The organism is Bradyrhizobium sp. 27S5, assembly GCF_037217225.1.
GTDB lineage: Bacteria > Pseudomonadota > Alphaproteobacteria > Rhizobiales > Xanthobacteraceae > Bradyrhizobium > Bradyrhizobium septentrionale.
Genome location: NZ_CP147714.1, coordinates 6,572,280 through 6,592,230, shown reverse-complemented (window position 1 = coordinate 6,592,230; position 19,951 = coordinate 6,572,280). Strand labels below are relative to the sequence as shown.

Annotated in this window: 20 protein-coding genes; 12 read left to right on the top strand and 8 right to left on the bottom strand. The window is 65.6% G+C overall.

Features of this window, described 5'->3' with window-relative positions:
* Positions 1-26: 26 nt before the first annotated feature.
* From WDM24_RS31170 to WDM24_RS31160, 3 genes are all read left to right on the top strand, one after another.
* Positions 27-1,082, top strand: coding sequence for a glycosyltransferase family 1 protein (locus tag WDM24_RS31170; RefSeq protein ID WP_338828485.1), 1,056 nt, complete (start codon positions 27-29; stop codon positions 1,080-1,082).
* 33 nt (positions 1,083-1,115) lie between these two features.
* On the top strand, positions 1,116-1,805 hold the full coding sequence (locus WDM24_RS31165) for a class I SAM-dependent methyltransferase (protein ID WP_029078955.1): 690 nt from the start codon (positions 1,116-1,118) through the stop codon (positions 1,803-1,805).
* 250 nt (positions 1,806-2,055) lie between these two features.
* The gene (locus WDM24_RS31160; RefSeq protein ID WP_338828484.1) at positions 2,056-2,673 is read left to right on the top strand and encodes a hypothetical protein; all 618 of its coding nucleotides are present in this window, start codon (positions 2,056-2,058) and stop codon (positions 2,671-2,673) included.
* A 294-nt stretch (positions 2,674-2,967) separates the two neighbouring features.
* Here WDM24_RS31160 and WDM24_RS31155 read toward each other — a convergent pair whose 3' ends face one another.
* The gene (locus WDM24_RS31155) at positions 2,968-4,632 is read right to left on the bottom strand and encodes an aminotransferase class III-fold pyridoxal phosphate-dependent enzyme (RefSeq protein WP_338828483.1); all 1,665 of its coding nucleotides are present in this window, start codon (positions 4,630-4,632) and stop codon (positions 2,968-2,970) included.
* Between the two features lie 34 nt (positions 4,633-4,666).
* Here WDM24_RS31155 and asd point away from each other — a divergent pair, with 34 nt between their 5' ends.
* Both asd and WDM24_RS31145 read left to right on the top strand, forming a co-directional pair.
* Positions 4,667-5,536, top strand: a complete 870-nt coding sequence (gene asd, locus WDM24_RS31150) for an archaetidylserine decarboxylase (RefSeq protein WP_338832474.1) — start codon at positions 4,667-4,669, stop codon at positions 5,534-5,536.
* Between the two features lie 135 nt (positions 5,537-5,671).
* On the top strand, positions 5,672-6,469 hold the full coding sequence (locus tag WDM24_RS31145) for an NUDIX hydrolase (RefSeq protein ID WP_338828482.1): 798 nt from the start codon (positions 5,672-5,674) through the stop codon (positions 6,467-6,469).
* Here WDM24_RS31145 and WDM24_RS31140 read toward each other — a convergent pair whose 3' ends face one another.
* Positions 6,470-8,296 (bottom strand): winged helix-turn-helix domain-containing protein, encoded by a 1,827-nt coding sequence (locus WDM24_RS31140; RefSeq protein ID WP_338828481.1) that lies wholly within the window; start codon positions 8,294-8,296, stop codon positions 6,470-6,472.
* Positions 8,297-8,468: 172 nt separating this feature from the next.
* Here WDM24_RS31140 and WDM24_RS31135 point away from each other — a divergent pair, with 172 nt between their 5' ends.
* The 3 genes from WDM24_RS31135 (at position 8,469) to WDM24_RS31125 (ending at position 10,210) form a co-directional block, all read left to right on the top strand.
* The gene (locus WDM24_RS31135; RefSeq protein ID WP_029078950.1) at positions 8,469-8,774 is read left to right on the top strand and encodes a nickel-binding protein; all 306 of its coding nucleotides are present in this window, start codon (positions 8,469-8,471) and stop codon (positions 8,772-8,774) included.
* Between the two features lie 79 nt (positions 8,775-8,853).
* Positions 8,854-9,267, top strand: a complete 414-nt coding sequence (locus tag WDM24_RS31130) for a hypothetical protein (protein WP_210297524.1) — start codon at positions 8,854-8,856, stop codon at positions 9,265-9,267.
* A 115-nt stretch (positions 9,268-9,382) separates the two neighbouring features.
* Positions 9,383-10,210, top strand: a complete 828-nt coding sequence (locus WDM24_RS31125; RefSeq protein WP_338828480.1) for a class I SAM-dependent methyltransferase — start codon at positions 9,383-9,385, stop codon at positions 10,208-10,210.
* 69 nt (positions 10,211-10,279) lie between these two features.
* Here the strand turns inward: WDM24_RS31125 and WDM24_RS31120 are convergent, their stop codons facing one another.
* From WDM24_RS31120 to WDM24_RS31100, 5 genes are all read right to left on the bottom strand, one after another.
* Positions 10,280-11,839: a FecR family protein gene (locus WDM24_RS31120; protein WP_338828479.1), complete on the bottom strand. Its 1,560-nt coding sequence runs from the start codon at positions 11,837-11,839 to the stop codon at positions 10,280-10,282.
* A 158-nt stretch (positions 11,840-11,997) separates the two neighbouring features.
* Positions 11,998-12,324 (bottom strand): hypothetical protein, encoded by a 327-nt coding sequence (locus WDM24_RS31115; protein WP_338828478.1) that lies wholly within the window; start codon positions 12,322-12,324, stop codon positions 11,998-12,000.
* Positions 12,325-12,478: 154 nt separating this feature from the next.
* Positions 12,479-13,093: an inner membrane-spanning protein YciB gene (locus WDM24_RS31110; RefSeq protein ID WP_338828477.1), complete on the bottom strand. Its 615-nt coding sequence runs from the start codon at positions 13,091-13,093 to the stop codon at positions 12,479-12,481.
* A gap of 120 nt (positions 13,094-13,213) precedes the next feature.
* The gene (locus WDM24_RS31105; protein WP_338828476.1) at positions 13,214-14,314 is read right to left on the bottom strand and encodes an AraC family transcriptional regulator; all 1,101 of its coding nucleotides are present in this window, start codon (positions 14,312-14,314) and stop codon (positions 13,214-13,216) included.
* 192 nt (positions 14,315-14,506) lie between these two features.
* On the bottom strand, positions 14,507-15,280 hold the full coding sequence (locus tag WDM24_RS31100) for a DUF2147 domain-containing protein (protein WP_338828475.1): 774 nt from the start codon (positions 15,278-15,280) through the stop codon (positions 14,507-14,509).
* Between the two features lie 210 nt (positions 15,281-15,490).
* Between WDM24_RS31100 and WDM24_RS31095 the strand changes: the two genes are divergently transcribed.
* The 4 genes from WDM24_RS31095 to WDM24_RS31080 all read left to right on the top strand — a co-directional run bounded on the left by WDM24_RS31095 (position 15,491) and on the right by WDM24_RS31080 (position 19,034).
* Entirely contained in the window at positions 15,491-15,835 is a 345-nt protein-coding gene (locus WDM24_RS31095) for a hypothetical protein (protein WP_166304552.1), read from the top strand.
* 772 nt (positions 15,836-16,607) lie between these two features.
* Positions 16,608-17,819: an extensin family protein gene (locus WDM24_RS31090; protein WP_338828474.1), complete on the top strand. Its 1,212-nt coding sequence runs from the start codon at positions 16,608-16,610 to the stop codon at positions 17,817-17,819.
* 112 nt (positions 17,820-17,931) lie between these two features.
* Positions 17,932-18,315 (top strand): response regulator, encoded by a 384-nt coding sequence (locus tag WDM24_RS31085; protein ID WP_029078940.1) that lies wholly within the window; start codon positions 17,932-17,934, stop codon positions 18,313-18,315.
* A gap of 20 nt (positions 18,316-18,335) precedes the next feature.
* The gene (locus WDM24_RS31080; RefSeq protein ID WP_338691317.1) at positions 18,336-19,034 is read left to right on the top strand and encodes an ABC transporter permease; all 699 of its coding nucleotides are present in this window, start codon (positions 18,336-18,338) and stop codon (positions 19,032-19,034) included.
* On the opposite strand, the gene WDM24_RS31075 is transcribed toward WDM24_RS31080, so the two are convergent.
* Positions 19,008-19,826: a substrate-binding domain-containing protein gene (locus tag WDM24_RS31075; protein ID WP_338828473.1), complete on the bottom strand. Its 819-nt coding sequence runs from the start codon at positions 19,824-19,826 to the stop codon at positions 19,008-19,010. The genes WDM24_RS31080 and WDM24_RS31075 overlap by 27 nt on opposite strands.
* Positions 19,827-19,951: the final 125 nt, after the last annotated feature.

Below are 19,951 nucleotides of genomic sequence, written 5' to 3'. Positions count from 1 at the left end.
AAGATTAACGATTTGGATCTCCTGCGATGCGCATTCTCGTTGCGACCGATGCCTGGCATCCACAAGTTAACGGCGTGGTCCGGACGCTGACGTCGCTTGCGCGCAGCGCAGCCGGGCTCGGCGCCGACATCGAATTCTTAACCCCCGACGGTTTCCGCTCGGTCGGCGTGCCGACCTATCCGGGCCTGCGGATGGCGCTGCCGAACCGCCGCGAGATCGCGCGCCGGATCGAGGAGGCGGCGCCCGAGGCGATCCATATCGCGACCGAAGGGCCGATCGGCTGGGCGGTGCGCGGCTATTGCCAGCGCAACAAGCTCGCCTTCACCACGTCCTACACCACGCGCTTTCCGGAATATGTCTCGGTGCGCACCGGCATTCCGGACAGCGTCGGCTACGCGGTGCTGCGGCATTTCCATGCTGCCGGTTCGATGACGATGGTCGCGACCGACTCGCTGCGGTCAGAGCTTGCCGAGCGCGGCTTCCGCAGGCTCGGCTTCTGGACCCGCGGCGTCGACACAGGGATATTCAATCCGGACCAGCCGGCCACCCTCGATCTGCCGCGGCCGATCTTCATGACCATGGGCCGCGTCGCGGTCGAGAAGAACCTCGACGCCTTCCTGTCGCTCGACCTGCCGGGCTCCAAGGTCGTAGTCGGCGACGGTCCGCAACGCGCAGCATTGCAGCAGAAATATCCCGACGCGATCTTCCTCGGCGAGAAGAAGGGCCAGGATCTGACCTCGCACCTCGCCGCCGCCGACGTCTTCGTGTTCCCGAGCCTGACCGACACCTTCGGCGTCGTGCAGCTCGAAGCGCTGGCCTGCGGCACGCCGGTCGCCGCGTTCCCGGTCACCGGCCCGAAGGATGTCATCGCCGATCATCCGATCGGCGCGATCGACAACGACCTGCGCGCCGCCTGCCTGCGCGCGCTGACGATGTCGCGCGCAGACTGCCGCAGTTTTGCGTTGGAGCGTTCCTGGGAAAACAGTGCGCGTCAGTTCATCGGCAATCTGGCCACGTTGCAGCCGAGCCGCGCGCCGCGGCCCGCCCGCCGCGTTGCCGGCCGCAGTGCGGTTCCGAATTAACAGCTCAACCGAACGAGAGACGAGAAACTATCTATGGCTGAAATCATCAAGCTGGGTGCTGACCGTTCCATGGACTTCGACCGCGAGACGGTCGAGCAGGCCTATGACCGCTGGGCGCCGATCTACGACCTCGTGTTTGGCGGCGTGTTCAGCAAGGGCCGGCAGGCTGCGATCCAGGCCACCAACAAGATCGGTGGCCGCGTGCTCGAGGTCGGCGTCGGCACCGGCATCTCGCTGCCGCTCTATAGCCAGAACGTCCGCATCTTCGGCACGGACATCTCGGAAGCGATGCTGGACAAGGCCAGGAAGCGGGTTGCCGAGCAGGGCCTGAAGAATGTCGAGGGCCTCGCGGTGATGGACGCCGAGAAGCTCGAATTCCCCGACAATTCGTTCGACGTGGTGATGGCGCAGTACGTGCTGTCGGCGGTGCCGAACCCGGAAGCCGCGCTCGACGAGTTCGCCCGCGTGGTGCGTCCGGGCGGCGAGTTGATCATCCTGACCCGGGTCAGCGCCGATGCCGGCGTCCGCCGCTTCATCGAGCAGAAGCTGCAGCCGGTGGTGCGCCCGCTCGGGTTCCGGACCGCCGAATTCGCCTGGTCGCGCTACACCAAGTGGCTCGCCGGCGCGCGCGGCATGGAGCTCGCGGAACGCCGCCTGATTCCGCCGCTCGGCCATTTCTCGCTGGTCCGCTTCCGCAAGGCCGACGTCGCCAAGGCGGCCTGATAAGGCGGCCTGAGGCAGCCCAGGCGGGCTAAGCCTCGATCCTGCCGGGTGAGGTCGCGCACAGCGCGGCCCGAGCCGGGAGGCACCAATATCTTTCGCCTCATCCCTGTGAACCTGTTCGGGATGAGGCGAGACCCTTCTCCGGTTGCGTCAAGGCGTCGCTCCGCATTGTCATATGTCATTATGATGATGTCACACGCGCTACATCGAATCCCTGTAAATCCAGTCCCGAAAGATGTTGGGGGAACCAATGATCAAGAACTTCCTGCAAGAGCTCCGTACCCAGCGCTGGGATGACCACCGCTTCTACCATCACAGCCGGATCAACCAGAGCCTGCACTTCGTCAGCGCGCTGAGCTTCCTGTTCGCCTATGTGATGCTCTTCTTCGATCCGGTGGTGTCGGCGCTGGTCGGCTGGTTGGTCTCGATGACCTCGCGCCAGGCCGGTCACTTCTTCTTCGAGCCGAAGGGCTATGACCACGTCAATCAGGCGACCCACGAGCACAAGGAAGACATCAAGGTCGGCTACAACCTGCAGCGCAAGGTCGTGCTGATGGCGATCTGGGCGCTGTCGCCGATGGTGCTGTACTTCGATCCGACCTTGTTCGGCCTGTTCAAGCCCTGGGTCACGATGGGCGACTTCACCCGCCAGGTGGCCAAGGTCTGGCTCTTCGTCGGCATCGGCGGCCTCTTGTTCCGTACCATCCATCTGTTCTTCATCCGCGATATCGAGACCGGCCTCGTCTGGATGACCAAGATCGTCACCGACCCCTTCAACGACCTGAAGCTCTATCACAAGGCGCCGCTGTTCCTGATGAAGGGCGAGTTGATCGATCCGGGCCTCGAGAAGCACGTCAAGCACGCCTGATCGTTGATCCCTCATCTTTCCGATATGCGTCATGCCCGGGCTTGTCCCGGGCATCTACCTCTTGGGACACCTGTGAAGAGACTAGGCCGAACTGCTCGTCGCGACGGCGCTGCGCTCCCTCTCCCGCTTGCGGGGGAGGGTTGGGGTGGGGGTGTCACCGCTTGCGATAATCTTTGTGGGGAGAGAGCCACCACCCGGATCGCATCGTCCGATGCGATCCGACCTCCCCCGCAAGCGGGAGAGGTGAAGGAAGGACAGCGGCGGGGCGAGGCAGCGCGAGAGCGGTGCGCAGTCTCAGCGCCCGAACTTCACGGCGACCATCTCTTTCAGGATCTGCCGCTTGATGTTCTTGTTGGTGAGGCCTTCCTTGTGCCACCACCAGCCGTCACGCTTCATCTTCTCGGCGGCCGCGACGAAGCGGTCGGCAACCTCGCCGAAGTCGGCGTCGGTGTAGTTCAGGCTGAAGATCAGGCGGCCGGTGCCGACCCAGCTCAGCGCCAGCCCCTCGGCCCGCAGATAGTATTGCAGCATCCAGTTGTAGCGGGACGGCTCGGTGTAATAGACGGTCCAGATCGACGAGATGTTGCCGACGCGAACCGGCAGGCCCTGGGCGGCGAGGCGGTCGTTGAGCGCCTTGGCGCGGCCGTTCCAGGTCTCGTCCAACCCGTTGTAGATCGAGCGGAAGTTCGGGCTGGCGAGCCGGCTCAAGAACTCGTCCATCGCCGTCATCACATAGGGATGCGAGTTGAAGGTGCCGCGGGCGAAGCAGATGTCGGCCGGCCGGTCGTCGCGGAAGCGCCGCATCAGATCCTTGCGGCCGCACACCACGCCGACCGGGAGGCCGCCGGCGAGGCTCTTGCCGTAGGTCGCCATGTCGGCCTTGACGCCGAAATATTCCTGGGCGCCGCCGGCGGCGAGCCGGAAGCCGACGAACACCTCGTCGAAGATCAGGACGATGCCGCGCTCGGTGCAGACCTCGCGCAGCTGTTTCAGCCATGCGGTATAGGCGGCGCGGTCGTATCGGGAGGAGCGCGAACTGTCGACCAGCGCGGAATCGCCGGGCGCGTTGGCATTCGGATGCAGCGCCTGGAGCGGGTTGACCAGCACGCAGGCGATGTCCTTGCGCGTCCGCAGCACGTGCAGCGTCTTCTCCGACATGTCGGCGAGCGTGAAGGTCTCGTGCGGCGACACCGGATTGCCGACGCCGGGCTGCACCTCGCCCCACCAGCCATGATAGCTGCCGGCGAACCGGACCAGATGGGTCCGCTTGGTGTGGTAGCGCGCAAGCCGCACCGCCTGCATCACGGCCTCGGTGCCGGACATGTGAAACGAGACCTCGTCGAGGCCGGAGATCTCGCAGAGGCGCTTGACGTTGTCGGCAATAACAGGGTGGTAGGGGCCGAGCACCGGACCGAGCGCGTGCGCCCGCTTCTCTCCCTCGGTGATGCACTCCTTGTAGAAGTCGTTACCGAAGATGTTGACGCCGTAGGAGCCGGTCAGGTCGTAGAACTGATTGCCGTCGAGATCGGTCACGGTGACGCCGCTGGAGGCCTGCACGAAGGCCGAGGTGCTGAGATGCTCGCGCACCAGGCGGCTGTACGGGAACGGCACCCGGTAGGTTTCGGTGAACTGCAGATCGGAGATGCGCTCCGTCACCTCGGCGGTGAGCGCGCGGCCCTTGGGGTAGCGGTCCTGGTACACCCCGGCGAGCCGGAAGAAGCCGTCCTGGCGCTGCATCGCGACCTCGGCGGGCGCGCCGTCGGAGCGGAAGAACGCGTCGATGTCGAATTCGTAGTGCGGCACCAGCCGCGCCACCATCTTGGACATCTTGGAATGCCCGGTCAGCGAGCGGTGCTTGGCGCGCGACAGGGCAAGCCGGGCTTTGACTTTGGGGAACGCGGCGGCGGCGCCGGCGAGCGCGGCGGCGGACAGCGAGAGAATCGGAAGGGATGTTTCCATGACAGAAGCGCTAGCCTCGGCACCTAACAAATTCATGACAGTCAAGGGCCTGATCTCGGCATTCACCCAGCAGGAGGACCTCAATTTCCTGCTCACCAACCGGATTCCGCGGGCGGCGCTGACCCGCTTCATGGGCCGGTTCTCGAAGGTCGAGAACCCCTTGGTGCGCGACGCCTCGATCGCCTGCTGGAAGCTGTTTTCCGACCTCGATCTGTCGGAGGCGAAGAAGACCGAGTTCAAGAGCCTGCATGACTGCTTCACCCGCGAGCTGAAGCCCGGCCTGCGACCGGCGGCGGCCGATCCTGCTATCATCGCGAGCCCGTCGGACGCGATCATCGGCGCGCACGGCCGGATCGAGGACACCCAATTGTTCCAGGTCAAGGGCGCGCCCTATTCGCTGCTCGATCTCCTCGGCGATCCCGCGCTGGTCGAGCAGCACAAGAACGGCCGCTTCGTCACGCTGCGGCTGACCTCGAGCATGTATCACCGCTTCCACGCGCCCTATGATCTTGCGATCGACAAGGTGACGTTCATTCATGGCGACGTCTGGAACGTCAATCCGATCGCGCTGAAGCGGATCGAGCGTCTGTTCTGCAAGAACGAGCGCGCGGTGCTGCGCGGGAAGCTTGCGACCGGCGAGGCGCTGACGCTGGTTCCGGTCGCCGCCATCCTGGTGGCGAGCCTTCGCCTGCATTTCCTCGACATCACGCTGAACGCGCAGTCGCGGGGGCCGGTCGATTTCCCCTGCGACGCACATGTCAAGAAGGGCGATGAGCTCGGCTGGTTCGAGCACGGCTCGACCATCATCGTGCTCGCGCCCGGCAATTTCGAATTCTGCGACAATGTCGCGGAGGGAACGCGGATCAAATGCGGCGAGCCGCTGCTGCGGAAGCCTGCCAACTGATCTCGTTCTTTCGTTTCGCGTCATTCTTTGAGCATGATCTGCCCGCAAAACCGGTTTCCACTTTTCCGGATCATGCTTTAGAATAGCCGGGATCGTCGTGCGACGATCTCAAATCGCAAACCTTTGGGACACGAGATGGCGCGGACGCCGGTGCTGGCGGCGGGAGGCATTGTGCTGCGGCGGGAGACACCGCCGCGCTTCGCCGTCGTCCGCCTGCGCAAGCGCAATGAGTGGGTGCTGCCGAAAGGCAAGCTCGACGACGGCGAGACGCCGCGCGATGCCGCCGAACGCGAGGTGCTGGAGGAAACCGGCCACGACGTCGACGTGCACGAATTCCTCGGCACGCTGGTCTATGATTCCGGCGGCCGTTCCAAGGTGGTGCATTACTGGCGCATGGAAGCCGGCGGCAAGCCGGTGCGCGCGCTGATGAGCGACATCAGGGAGGTCGACTGGCTGCCGCTCGATGCGGCGCTCGAGCGTCTGTCGCGCGGCTATGAGCGTGCGTTCCTGGAAAATGTCGGACCGATCGCGCTGCAGGCCGCAGCGGACGCCGAGCGTGAGCGGCGGGCGCTGGCACGCGTTGCGGCCGCGGAGCGGCGGCGCAGCCGCGCGGCGATGGGGGCGCCGGTCATCGAGGAGCAGGACGCCGTCAACCCGCCTGACGTCGCTGATGCCCCCGTGCTGGCGGAGACGCCGGCCATCGAACCGACGGCGTTGGCGCAGAGCGAAGGCGATACGCCGGCCATGGCGCCGGACCGCAGCGCTACGGAGGCTGGCGACGTGGTCGAGGCGGAGCATGTCGCGGAGGCGGCCGTATCCGAAGCGCCGTCGTCATCCCTGCGCGACATCGCGCCGGGTGCGACGATCGTTCAGCCCAGGCCGCGCAAAAACCTGATCGAGCGCGTGCGCGACTGGTTGCGCCGAGCGGCCTGATCAGCGGCCGATGCCCTGACGTCGTACAGCCGGAGCCGTGGCTGGCTGCCAGCCGTCAATCTCACGCTGCAAGGCCATGCAGTCGCCGCTGAGCTTGGGCGAACCCAATTCACGTGCCACGAGCTGAGCGGCATGAACCTCGGCCATGGCGCCGCGAATGTCGCCGTGCTCCAGCTGGAGCCTGCAGATCTGCAGCCTCAACCGCACGATCTGGACCCGCCCGTCGATGCTCGACCAGAGCTGGCGGGCGAGATGGAGATGCCGCATGGCTTTTTCGTGATCCTGCCGGGACAGCGCGAGGATCGCCTGCGCTTCGTTGGTGAGCGCGCGGATCGAGGGCATCGGCCAGCGATCCGGACTTCCCGAAAGTTCGCAGATCAATGCCTTGGCCTGACCGGCCCGATTCGTGTGGGCCGCAACCAGCGCCAGATGCGCGAGCAGGATTCCCCGCCGCTGCAGGGTCCACCAGGTCTTGCCGATCAGGCTCCGTTCCAGGCTCGCATGGGCGGCTTCCGCTTCGCCTCTCGCGAGCAGCAACATCGCGCGGCCCGGCTCCGGGCACCAGCCCAGCGTGTAGGCCCTGTCATAGGCCTCAAGCGCTGCGTCCTCATTGCCGATCGCAGACAGAATATCGCCCAGCACCCGGTTGGCATCGCCCATCGACCATGGCGCATCGCTGGTCAGGCGCGCGAGCGCGTCCTGAATCCGAGCCAGCGCCTCGTCGAGCGAGCCCCTGACGCCGAGCACCTCGGAACGATGCAGCTGGCATGAACCCGTCAGTTCCATGCCGCTGCTCGAACAGAAATTCTGGTAGCTCCGTGTCCACTGGTCGGCCCGTGCCCAATCTCCGAACATCCGGGCCGCCCAGAGAATGTTGCAGTAGAGGTTGCCGCCCATGATCGGGTCCAGATTGTTGCTGGACAGTGCGACCGCGGCGGCATGGTCCTGATCGGCCAGTCCGCCATGGGTGTCGCCGAGGCATAGCCGATAGAAGCCGCGATAGGCCAGGCTCAGAGCTTCGATGTTGAGTGCATCCTTGTATCTGACGGCAGTGTAGGCGGCGTCGGCCAACGCGAGTGCCTGTTCCGGCTCGCCATCGAAGGCGGCAAGTTTCGACTTCATCCATAACAGCAGGGCCGTCGTCGGAGGATCGTCGAGCGTTGCGGTCCAGTCTTCCGCGCGCGCGAGCCAGCCTTTTCCGATCGCGGCCTGACCGCTCTCGAAATGCAAACCCGCGAGCGCGATCGCGTCGACCGCTGCCCCGGCAGCGTCGCCCGCCTTGCTCTTTGCGCCGACCGCGCGGATCAGAATCGGAATGGCTGCCGCGGCTCTGCCGAGGCATTGCAGGGCGAGCGCCCAATCGTGCAGATCTTCGGCGCTGAGCGCGCCTTCTTCATCCGCGCTCTCAAACAGGGTTGCCGCCTGCAGCCATAATTGTCCGGCCGCTGCGCGTCGGGCGAGACCGATTGCTCCGATTGCACCGATTGTGCCGTTTGGATTGTGCGCAGCAGGTTCCGGCTGCTTGATCTCGGAATCGTGAAAGAACCGATATCCCTTGCCTGGGAGATTTCGGATCGCTCCGTCCATGCCACCCTTGCGAAGCGCGGCGCGCAACGAACTCACCGCGCGCTGCAGCGAGTTGTCCGTGACCGTCACATCCGGCCAGATGGCTTCAAGCAGTTCTTCCTTGGAGATGACCCGGTCGCGGTGCCGAACAAGGTAGACCAGCAAATCGAACACGCGCGGCTGCAATGGGACCTCTTGCCGCGCGCACAGCAGGACGCGGCCAGCTTCATCAAGCTCGAACAGTCCAAATCCGAAGGCCATGTCTATGTGTGCGGGCTCGGCGGAAAAGGTTCAGGCAAAGATCAGGCAATGATCAGACAATGATCAGGCCGCGGTAAGGACAGTCAGCGTCGACGGCGCCTATACATCCCTCACGGCTCGCGATCATCGGAGCCAGGCCTGCTGTTCAACACTCGCAACTGAGGAGATTTCGATGGAACTTTATGTCATTCGCCGTCCGAGCGCCTGGGCAAACATGAGCGAGCTGGAGCTTGCCGGCGCAACCTCCGCCAGGATCGGCGATCAGCAGATGCCGGACCGCGTTCGTTGGATCCGTAGCTACGTGGTGCATGAGGCAGATGGTCGCATTGGCACATTCTGCATCTACGAGGCGCGCGACGGCGACTCGATCCGGGAGCATGCGCGCTGCGTCGGCATGCCGGGCGAAGAATTCTACAAGGTCGCGACAACCGTGGTGGTGCGTGGTGATCCGGTCCAACCGCCCATTGCAGCCGAGTGACGCCTGGGGGGCGTCGCATGGCGTATCCCGGCCAATCGATTATCCGGGACGCCATCACTATTTGATCAAGGAAACGATTATGTCGATTTCATTCATGGAGTCCGTGTCAAGTCCGGTACGTAGGCATTTTTCCATCCTGCTTTTGCGCATCCGCCGGATCGTCAATCAATTGGTCGCAGGCATGCTTGCAAACCGCGAGCGGCAAGTCAGCGGCCTGATGCCGCGCGAGCCCGGCAGCCGGCGGTCGAAGGGCGCCGGCGGCCGCTGCTCTCGGCCGATCATTCGAAGCGGGCTTCTCGGGCTGGTGATCGCGGGTTTGTCTTCACCCGTGTTCACCAGAGCGGAGGAGCCTGTCGTTCTGGAGCATCGTGCAGCTCCAGTGCAGCAGGCCGTCGTCTGGCCTCAGCGTAGCAAGCACGGCTGCAGCCATCGCTCTGATTGGAGCATTGTTGCCGCATCGACCATCACGGTCTTTCTCGACCGTCGCACGTAGTCCGCCGCACCGCAGGGCCAATTGCACTGCACGACGCATTTCAACGCCACTTACGGACTTCCGGCGAGGCTGCGGTCTCGCCGGAAGCCGCACCTCATACTCAAAGGAGATTCACATGAACGTTCAGACCGAAATGCCCGCTGTCGATCTCGCCGCCGTCAAGGCACGCCAGCAAGCCACCTGGAGCTCGGGGGACTACGCCATCGTCGGCACCACGCTTCAGATCGTCGGTGAAACGCTCTGCGAGGCAGTCGACCTGCGCAGCAATCAAATGGTGCTCGACGTCGCCGCCGGCAACGGCAATGCGACGCTGGCGGCCGCGCGGCGCTTTGCCGACGTGGTCTCGACCGATTACGTCGGAGCGTTGCTCGAGCGCGGCCGCGAGCGCGCGGCCGCAGAACGGCTGCCCGTCACGTTCCAGGAAGCGGACGCGGAGAAGCTTCCGTTTGCCGATGCGAGCTTCGACGTCGTGCTGTCGACGTTCGGCGTCATGTTCACCGCCGACCAGCAGCAGGCCGCGAATGAGCTGCGCCGCGTCTGCCGCATCGGCGGCAAGATCGGCCTTGCGAGCTGGACGCCGGAGGGTTTCATCGGCCAGGTGTTCAAGACCATCGGCAAATATGTGCCGCCGGCCCCGGGCGTGAAATCTCCCGCGCTATGGGGCACCGAAGCCCATCTCGTCGCCTTGTTCGGTCCCCAAGCGACGGTTGAGGCCACGCGCAGGCACTTCAATTTCCGTTACAGGTCGCGCGAGCATTTCCTCGAGATCTTCCGCACTTATTACGGTCCGGTACTGAAAGCATTCGGAGCGATCGATGCCGTCAAGCAGCAATTGCTCGCCGCCGACATGTTCCGCCTGATGGACCAGTTCAATGTCGCGAAGGACGGGACGCTGGTCATCCACAGTGAATATCTGGAGGCCGTGATCACCAGGCGGGGCTAATCTACCGCTTGCTGCTCTTTCGATCGGAGCGTGGCGCCGGCGTTTTTCGCCGGCGCCACATTCGTTCAGCTACTGGCGTTTGTCCTTGGGCGGTGGCTTTGCCGCGCGCGGCGGCGGTGCGCGCCGTTGCACGAAGCCGGGGCGTGGCTGCAGTGCGGGCCGTTGCATGCTGGGGCGGATGCCCGGTGCGGCCTGCTGGATTCCGGGTCGGATCTGGCCGGGCGCCGGCGGCACCGGCTGCGCCGCGCCTTGTCGCGGCACGCTTGGCTGACCCGGCTGAGCCGCCGGTTGTCCGGGCTGGCGCACGGCGCCCGGCGCCGCTGTGCGGCCGGGCTGCAGGCCGCCCTGACGTGCAGGCGACTGTTGTCCGCCGGGCTGCGTCGCGCCGCCTTGGCGTGCAGGTTCTTGGCGCGCAGGCTGTTGACCCGCAGGCTGCTGTCCGGCCGGCGTCTGGACACCGGGCGCGTGCGGCAGCGTCGCGCCGCCGGGTTGGCCGGGCAGCGCGTGCTGCGCGCCGCCTTGCTGCTGCGTGCCCGGCTGTTGCTGCGAGCCCTGCCGGCCGGGCGTGCCCGGTGGCTGCGGTTGGCCGGGACGGTTCGGCTGACCGGGCTGCTGCGGCTGGCCTGGGCGATTCTGCTGACCCGGTTGTTGCGGAGCATTGCGGTTCTGGCCCGGCAGGCCGTTCTGGCGCTGCGGGTTCGGCTGCACCGGCTGGCCGCGGTTCGGATAGGGCGCGGCCGGATTGGCCCTGCGGAAGTCGGGATTGGCGCGGCGGAAGTCGCGCTGCTCGGACACCACCTGGCGGCCCAGCGTCTGCGCGCTGTGGACCTGGCGCACGAAGCCCTGGTCGCGCGTCATCTGCTGCGGCGAGATCGTCAGCGGCACCGCGGCGAAGCGGGCGCCGCCGCTGCCTGGACGAATCGCAAAGCCGCTCGCGCCGCGCGTCAGCACGCCGAGCGAGGCGCCGCTGCGGTCGTTGACCTCGATGCGGCCGACATGCCCGTCGGCGTCGGGATAGAGCTTGATGCCGACATTGTTGCTGGTCGCGGTCGCGCCTTCGGGCACCTCGACAAGGCCGGTGGTGCCGCGGATGCCGAGTGTCGCGGTCGGCGTCGAGATCTTCATGTCGCCGGTCCTGGCGACCGCGGCGGCGACGAAGGCCGCCGTTCCCTTGCCGACGTTGAACAGCGCGCTGTTCTGCTGGCCGCCGTCCTCATAAACGTAATTGTCGATCGTGATCCTGGCGTTGGCGCGCAGGTTGAACGTGGTGCCGTCGTTGAAGGTGATGCCGAGCGAGGAGGTCGCTGATGTCGCGACCTCGTCATTGGCAAAGATGTCGTCGCGGATCTGCAGCGGCGTCGTCGCGTTGTTGCGGATGACCGTGGCGGTGCCGGTCAACGTCGCGACGTTGCCGATCGGCTCGGGCGCTGCGGCCTGCGGCGTCGCGGCTGGAGCAGGTGTTGCGGGCACAGGGGCTGCGGGGGAAGGCGTCGCCGGCGTCGCGCTCGGCGCCTGGGCGGGCTGCGCTTGTGCGAGTTGCGTCAACTCGGGCGCGGCATCGGCCGTTGCATGCCAACCGACCGTGACGCCGACGCCAAGCAGCAGCGCAAAGAGGAAGGTGCGGCGCATCACCATCGATTCCCGGGAGGCACTTGGGGCTCGCAATTGAGCCGCGTCCGGCTGAATGCCGAATGAACGGTCCCGCCTTGTTGTCATGGCAGGCTGCAACGATCAAGCACCGCGCTCCCTCGCGGGAAGCACGGTGCTTGGTCGCAGTCGGGGTTTGGTTAGCCGCGCTTGTGAGGGGTGATGTTGAGTGGTTTTGCCGGCTTGGCCGCAGGCGTATAGCTCGCGGGCTGCGGGGCCGCTGCCGGCGGCACGTAGTGGAAAACCGCCTTGCAGCCGTCGCTGAGCAGCGCACGCTGGCGGACCATGCAGGCGGTGACGCGATCGACGTCGGGGATCTCGGAGCTGCACAGCCGCATCGCGTCGCCGGTGCACATCTGCTGCTGCTCGTCGGTGTAGGCATAGGACGCCGAGGTCAACAGACCGAGCGTGAACGCGGTTGCCGCCAGCAGTTTGCCGTGACGAAGCGCGGAAGCGGTGAAAGCCATGATGTCCCCTTGTGGTGATCGTGCCGAAGCAGCGCGTTGCCGGGGGCATGACTACGGAGGCCCGGTTTCAGCAATTCTTCGTCCGCACCGCAAAATGGTTTCGTCGCATCCCCATTTGTTTCGTCCACCACGCCCCGGACGGGTACGTCAGCGGCTACGGCGTCGCCGTGGCCGGAGCTCCCTCGAGCGCGAGCACGGCCTCGCGCTGGGCCTCCGGCATGGCGCGGATGCGACGCCTGGCGGTGAAGCGCATCGCGGCAAAGCCACCGAGGAACACCACGATCTTGCTCACAATGCCATAGATCGGCATCACGATCGCCCATGTCGTGATCTCGCAGGTCAGCGCGACGAAGGCGTTCACCGCGGCGGAGACGAACATCAGGCCCGCCCAGGCGTAGCCGACGATGACGGCGACATCGGGCACGACGGTCTGCGCGATCTCGGGCAGATAGCGGTTGAGCCAGCCCGGCTTCAGCATCACGACGCCGACGATGGCGTAGATGATGCTCGGCTTGAACAGCACGAAGCGCGGGTCATGGGTGATCAGGGTCGCGGAGCCGGCCGCGACGACCAGGAACAGGCTCAGCCACTCCATGGCGTCGATCCGCTTCCCGCGCATGAGCTGGATGCCGATCTGTGCAACGCCGAACGCGATGCCGAGGCCGACCGCGAGCGCGGTGTTGTGGGTCAGCAGGAACAGAACAAGAAAGACCAGGGTCGACGCGAGGTCGAGGGCCAATAGCCTGGCCGCGTTGAGGAAGTGCTTCATCGGGCGTTGAAACTCCGCTTGCCGTGTCGCGCCGCCGCACGATCCGTGCATGCGTCGACAACAGTGAGGCAGATTGTGGTGCTGCAGGCCTATCGATTTCTGAAATCGAGGAGAGAATTCTCACTCCGAGCGGGCAATTTCCGCCGTATCAGCGGTTGGCGCGGCAGCCGCCTGCCGGCGAAACTCTGATGGCGTCAGCCCGGTGTCCGCCTTGAAGGCGCGGTTGAACGGCGCCAGCGACTGGAACCCGGCATCGAGCGCAATCGTCAGCACCGGCACCTCGGCCTGGTTGGTATCGGCGAGCGCCGCCTTGGCCTCATCGAGCCGATAGCGGTTGAGGAATGCGTTGAAATTCCGGTGGCCGAGCCCGCCATTGATCACCGTACGCAGCCGGTATTCCGGCATGCCGAGCCGCGCCGCCAACAGGCCGATGGTCAGTCCTTCCTGCCGGTAGGCGCGCTCGGTGGTCATCAAATGGTTGAGGCGATTGAGCGACGCGCGGTCCTGCGTCGACGGGCCGTTGGGCTCAGACGCTCCGGACGCCCGGCCGGCCTGGCCGCCAGCCGTGCCGGCTGTGGCCGGTTGGCTCACGGGCGGGTCGAACAGCATCATCCAGATCGACATCAGCGCGAAGGTGGCCAGGCCGAGCGCGGCGCTCAGGCTGATCGACCGCGTCGGAATTGCCGCCAGCCCTGCCGCGGCGGCGAGCACCATCTGCAGGCCGACGCCGATCACCAGCGCGATCAACAGCCGGCCGCGCGCCGTCGTCAGGGCGGTGCGCCAGCCCTTCGGAATTTGCGTGACCCCGAGCACGGCGAAGGCGATCGTCGCCAGCGCGAGCATGCGGCCGCACGTCCTCGCGACATCGGGCCAGATCGTCCAGCAATTGTGGCTGACAACGCCTAGGCCGGCGAGGAGCGTCCATACGGCAGCGTGCCAGGGCCGCAAGACGAACTGCTCGTCGAACATCGCGCGCGCCCACAGCCAGAAAATCACGGGAGAGGCCATGGCGAAGGCGACGAATGGTGAGCTCCCGAATGATGTGGCGGGAAAGAACGGCGCCGTCGTGATCGCATAGGCCGCGCCGGCCGCGCCCATCGCAGCACCCAGGCTCGCGGCGCGGTGCACCGCCGCATAGCGCAGCAGCAGCACCGCGCAAACCACCAGGAACAGTGCGACCACCGCTCCCCGGAGACCGAGCTCAAGAGCCGTCAACGCCATCGCGAGCCGCCCGCAGGTTCAATTCAATCTCGACAATGCTGGTCTTATAGCGCTTCCGACGATCCACATGAAGCGACCATCGGCAGTTATGAGCCATCGTCGGCTGTCGGCTTGTGGCAGTGGCGTTCAAGGGCAGATGTCCGCTCACCGTTCGCAGGTGGCGGACATCAGGCCGGATCTCGAAGTAGCGGCCTAGCTGACCCGCTTCCAGGTCTGGCCGCCGCAGAACATGCCGCCGAAGGCGCAGCCCTGCACGCGCATCGCATTCGAGCCCTTCATCGCGATCGTCGAGTCGTAGTCGCGGCCGGAGTCGGGATCGTGGATGAGGCCGCTCCATTTGCTGCCGTCGGGCTTCATGTTGATCAGGATGCGTTTGTTGGTCTTCACCGAATAGCCGCACAGATTGGCGCCGCAGGCTTCGACGCGGACGTTGCCCTTGTTCTCTTCGGTGACCCAGACGCCGACCGGTCCGGTTGGTGTCGGAGCGGCGGCAATGGGAGCGGGCTGCGGTGTGGGCTGTGCCGCGACCGGGGCCGGTGCAGGCGTTGCGGGCGCGGCTTCGACCGGCGCAGGGGCTGCCGTCGCAACCGCCGTTGACGGGGCGGGAGGAGGCGCTGAAGGCGCGACCACCGTCGCAACCGGCGCGGCCGGCACCGGCTGCGGCGCGGTGGCCTGCACCGGCGCAGGCGCGGGAGCGGGCGCAGGTGGTGGCGCTGCAGGCGGGGCGTCCGACGACGCCACATCGTCATCATCGTTGGACTTCGAGCCGAGACCCTTGAGGTTGATGTTGCCGATCGTGCCTTTATAGCCCGGCGCCGAGATGCGGATGCAGGATAGCGCGCTGCAATTGCGCGGCGCCTCGACATGGATGCTCTGGCCGTCGATCTGGAAGGTGATGCCGGAGCCGCCGGCATGGGCTGATGTGGTGGCCATCAGCAGCGCGGCGATCGCAACGAACGTCTTCATGACAGTCTCCGTGGGCGTTGGGCGGCGGGGTTCGATTGACCCGGACGCTACGCGCTGTCGGTGCCGGCTTCCGTGATCGATGTCACGTAGGGCGAGCCGCGCTCCTGACTACGCGGCTGTCCAATTTGTAACCGAATGCCTTCGAACCTGAGGCTTCGTCGCGCGCGACCGACGGAGGTCAACGCTCTTCCGCAAGCGATGGAGGCAAACATGAAACGCTTGAGCCTGGTCGCGCTGCTGCTTGTCGCTGGCAGCGCCGTCGCCGCCCATGCCGACAACGACATCTACACCAACATGCTGAAGCAGCGGCGCGGCGATGACGCGCTGCATGTCGACACCGCATTCTGCGATGCGCAGTTCGGCGCGCCGCAGAACGGCACGCCGACGTCGCGGCAATACAAGAGCTGCATGCGCGCCCGCGGCTGGCGCTTCAGCCGAACCATCCGCGAGCCGCGCCGTCGCGACGACTTCTATCCCGATCCCGACAATCCTGGCCTCGTCTGCCACGATTTCACGATCGGCGGCATCACCGGATCGAGCTGCTCGAATTTTTGAGATGATGGCGCGACGTGGCTCTTTGACCTGTCATCCTGATCCGTCGTCCCGTCATCCTGAGGAGGCCGCGCAGCGGCCGTCTCGAAGGATCGACGGCCCGACTGTGGCCGTGCATCCTTCGAGGCTCGCAAGAGCTCGCACCTCAGGATGACGGAGTCAGTTGGCGTCCACAAAAACGCAAAGCGCCCGGCGGGGCGACCGCCGGGCGCTGAACTCAATGCCAAGTCGAATGTCCCAGGAGCCAAATGTCCTAGAACACGCCGAGAATGATGGCGCCGACGAAGGCGAACGCGATGTACGCGGCCACAATGCTCAGCTTGCTCAGCAGAGGACTCGCGAAATCCATTGGGGGTGCTCCCTTGGTTCACAACGCTGCCCGCATTAACGCTGAAGCTAGCAATCGGTTCCTGGTCGAAAAAGTCAGCGTTGCTGTCCGGCCCGCTGTTCCCTAGCAATGCCGCATTGCGGCGCCCGGATCAAAACAGCGTCGAATCAAGGCCTTGAAGCGTCCCCAAATATATTCCGGGGACCTGTGAACCTGACAGTGCTTGTGGGTCCTTCCGGGCGGTTGCTGACCTTCGAAGGCGAGTTCTCCGACGTCACGTCGTCCTATGGCGGCAAGGGCGTCGTTCGTTACACCTAGTGATGGAGATAGATCCCGGCAGCGCGCGACTTGCTCGGTCGGGTTCCGGCGCATGGTTAAGGGGCGTTGAAATCAACGCGTCGAATTGCGTTGAAGAGTCTTTAATCAAATTCGCAGAACCTCCGCGCCATGACGCGTGGAGTTCGTTTGTATCTCGTCGGCTCCCTTGTCCTTGTGTCGCTTGCTGGTTGCGGGCGCGGTCTGTTTCAGACCGCCGAGCGCGAGCCGTGGCGGGCCGAGGCTGAGGCCGCTTGCCTGAAATCCGGCGCGGTCAAGGAAAGCGCCGACCTCGTCCGAATCGATCCGATCTCCGGGCCCGGTGTCTGCGGCGCCGAGTTCCCGCTCAAGGTCGCCGCTCTCGGCGAAGCCAGCCCGGCCTACGGATTTGCCGACGACAGCCTGCGTCCGCCAGCCGCGGTCGGCAACCAGCCGCGTTGGCCGATCAACCGGCAACCCCCGCCGCCCGCGCAGGCGCCATACTCCGATCAGGCGGTCGGCCAGCCGAACTATGGCAGCCAGCCGAACGGGCCGGTCTCGCTGTCGGCGCCTGGCGTTCCACCGCAACAGGACGAGATCGACCTGCCGCCTGACGGCTCGCCCGACTCAAGCGGTGAGCGACCTTATTATCCGGGCCTGCCGTCCAATCAACGGCGCGACAGTGGGGCCGCGCCTTACTCGCCGGCGCCTTATTCCCAGCAGCCATCAGGCGCGCCGCCGCCACGGCTCGGTCCGTCAGGCGGCAACCCGGTGATGACGGTCGGCCCGGTCGCAGTGAAGCCGGCGGCGACGCTGGCGTGCCCGATCGTCTCGGTGCTCGAGCGCTGGCTCGCCGATTCCGTGCAGCCGGCGGCGCAGCGCTGGTTCGGCGCGCGGGTCGTCGAGATCAAGCAGATCTCGGCCTATTCCTGCCGCGGCATGAACGGCAATTCGCACGCGCATATTTCCGAGCACGCGTTCGGCAATGCGCTCGATATCGCAGCCTTCACGCTCGCCGACGGCCGCCGCATCTCGGTCAAGGATGGCTGGAAGGGCTTGCCGGAAGAGCAGGGCTTCCTGCGCGACATCCAGGCCGCCGCGTGCCAGCAATTCACCACCGTGCTGGCGCCAGGCTCCAACGTCTATCACTACGACCACATCCATGTGGATCTGATGCGCCGGGCGAGCCGGCGCCTGATCTGCCAGCCGGCCGCCGTCTCCGGCGAGGAGGTCGCGGCACGCGCCGGCGGACGTAACCCCTATGCAACGCGCGAACCTTATGTCACAGGATCGCTCGGCGGCAGAAAGCCGGCCCCGCGGGGTAAAGCGGGGGTCAACGAAGAAGACGAATTCGTCGACGAATAGGGACGCGTCTGATACCCGTATTTTTACTGGGGATGCCGTGCAAACGGTAGCCACTATTTTCTGCGTATGCTCGCGAGCCGGGCGCACCCGGCTGGTTACTGGGGGATAGGTTTTGCAAGACGTGCCGATCATTCTCGTCATCGAAGACGATCGTGATCTTCAGATGATGGTAGAGGACGCCCTGAGGGACGGCGGCTATGAGCCGGCGATCGCAGGCTCGGGCGAGGAAGCTCTGACGCTGCTGAAGGCGTTCCGAACCAAATACAGTGCCCTGGTCACCGACATCCGCCTGCTTGGCCGGCTCGACGGCTGGCGCGTGGCGCGCGGCGCCCGCGAGATCGATCCGTCATTCCCGGTGCTCTACATCACCGGCGGCGGCGGCGACGAGTGGCCGACCCGGGGCGTGGCGGACAGCGTGCTGCTGAACAAGCCGTTCTCGCCCGACGAGCTGGTCGCGGCCGTGACCAAGCTGCTCAAGAACGGCGCGCCGGCCTGAGCGATTGATCGCTCCGCAACATGAATGACTTCGCACAGTCCATCACGGCGGCAGCGTCACTGATCGCCAGTCGCGATCCGGTGCTGCTCGGGATCGTCGCATTGTCGTTGCGCGTCAGCCTGCTGGCGAGCCTGCTCGCGCTTCTGATCGGCGCGCCGATCGGCGGCTGGCTTGCGATATCCAGATTTCGCGGACGGCAGGTGGTGATCGTGCTCGCCAATGCCTGTCTCGGCCTGCCGCCGGTGGTGGTCGGGCTCGGGCTATATCTCCTGCTGTCGCGTTCGGGACCGCTGGGCTTCGCCGGTCTGTTGTTCACGCCGACGGCGATGGTGGTGGCGCAGGTCATCCTGGCCACGCCGATCGTGGTCGCGCTGGTGCATCGTCCGGTCGCGCTGCTGTGGGCGGAATACGCCGACCTGATACGCACCGACGGCCTGTCCCGCCTGCGCAGCCTTGTGCTGCTGTTCTCGCTCGGCAGCGCCTCGCTTCTCACCGCATTCCTCGCCGCCTTCGGCCGCGCCATCGCGGAGGTCGGCGCCATCATCATCGTGGGCGGCAATATCAGCGGCTATACGCGCACGATGACGACCGCGATCGCGCTGGAAACCAGCAAGGGCGAACTGGCGCTCGGTCTCGGCCTCGGTGTGATCCTGCTTGCGCTGAGCGTCAGCGTCAGCACGATCGCGTTTCTGCTAGTGCGCGGCGTTGGGGAAAAATAGCTGCTCGCCGCCGACCTTGTAGCCGGCGATGGCCGACTGCCCGGCCTGCGAGACCAGCCAGTCGATGAAGGCCTGTCCGTCGGCGGCCTTCACCGTCGGATGCTTTGCCGGATTGACCAGCATCACGCCGTACTGATTGAACAGTCGCTTATCGCCTTCGGTCAGCACGGCGAGCTCGCCGCGATTCTTGAATGACAGCCACGTGCCGCGGTCTGATAGCACATAGGCATTCGACGCCGACGCCATGTTGAGCGCCGGACCCATGCCCTGGCCGATCTCGCGATACCACTGGCCCTTCGCGGAACCGAGATCGACACCGGCATCCTTCCAGAGCCGCAACTCGGCCTCATGCGTCCCGGAGTGGTCGCCGCGCGAGATGAAGGCGGATTTCGTCGCGGCGATCTTGCGCAAGGCGTCCGCGACGTCCTTGTCGCCGGCAATGTGCGCCGGATCGGCCTTCGGACCGACGATGACGAAATCGTTGTACATCACGTCATACCGTTTGGTCGCAAAGCCCTCGGCCAGGAATTTGTCCTCGGCCACGCGATCGTGCACGAACACGACATCGGCATCGCCGCGCCGTCCGATGTCGAGCGCCTGACCGGTGCCGACAGCGACCACCTTCACGGCACTGCCCGACGCCTGCGTGAAGCGCGGCAAGAGATAGCCGAACAGGCCGGACTGCTCGGTCGATGTCGTAGAGGCAACGACGATGGAGGGCGTCTGCGCCAGCGTGGGACCGGCGACCAGCAGCACGGCAGCGATGACTAGGTATCGGAGGAGGGATGTCATGCGGTCAGGATAGGATGGAGGGCCGACGGTCACCATGCGTCAATTGATCCGGTGACGCAACGCGGGCCGGAGACGCCGCGTGATCCCCTGTGATTTGGCGGCGCTTATTCCGTCTTTACACCATA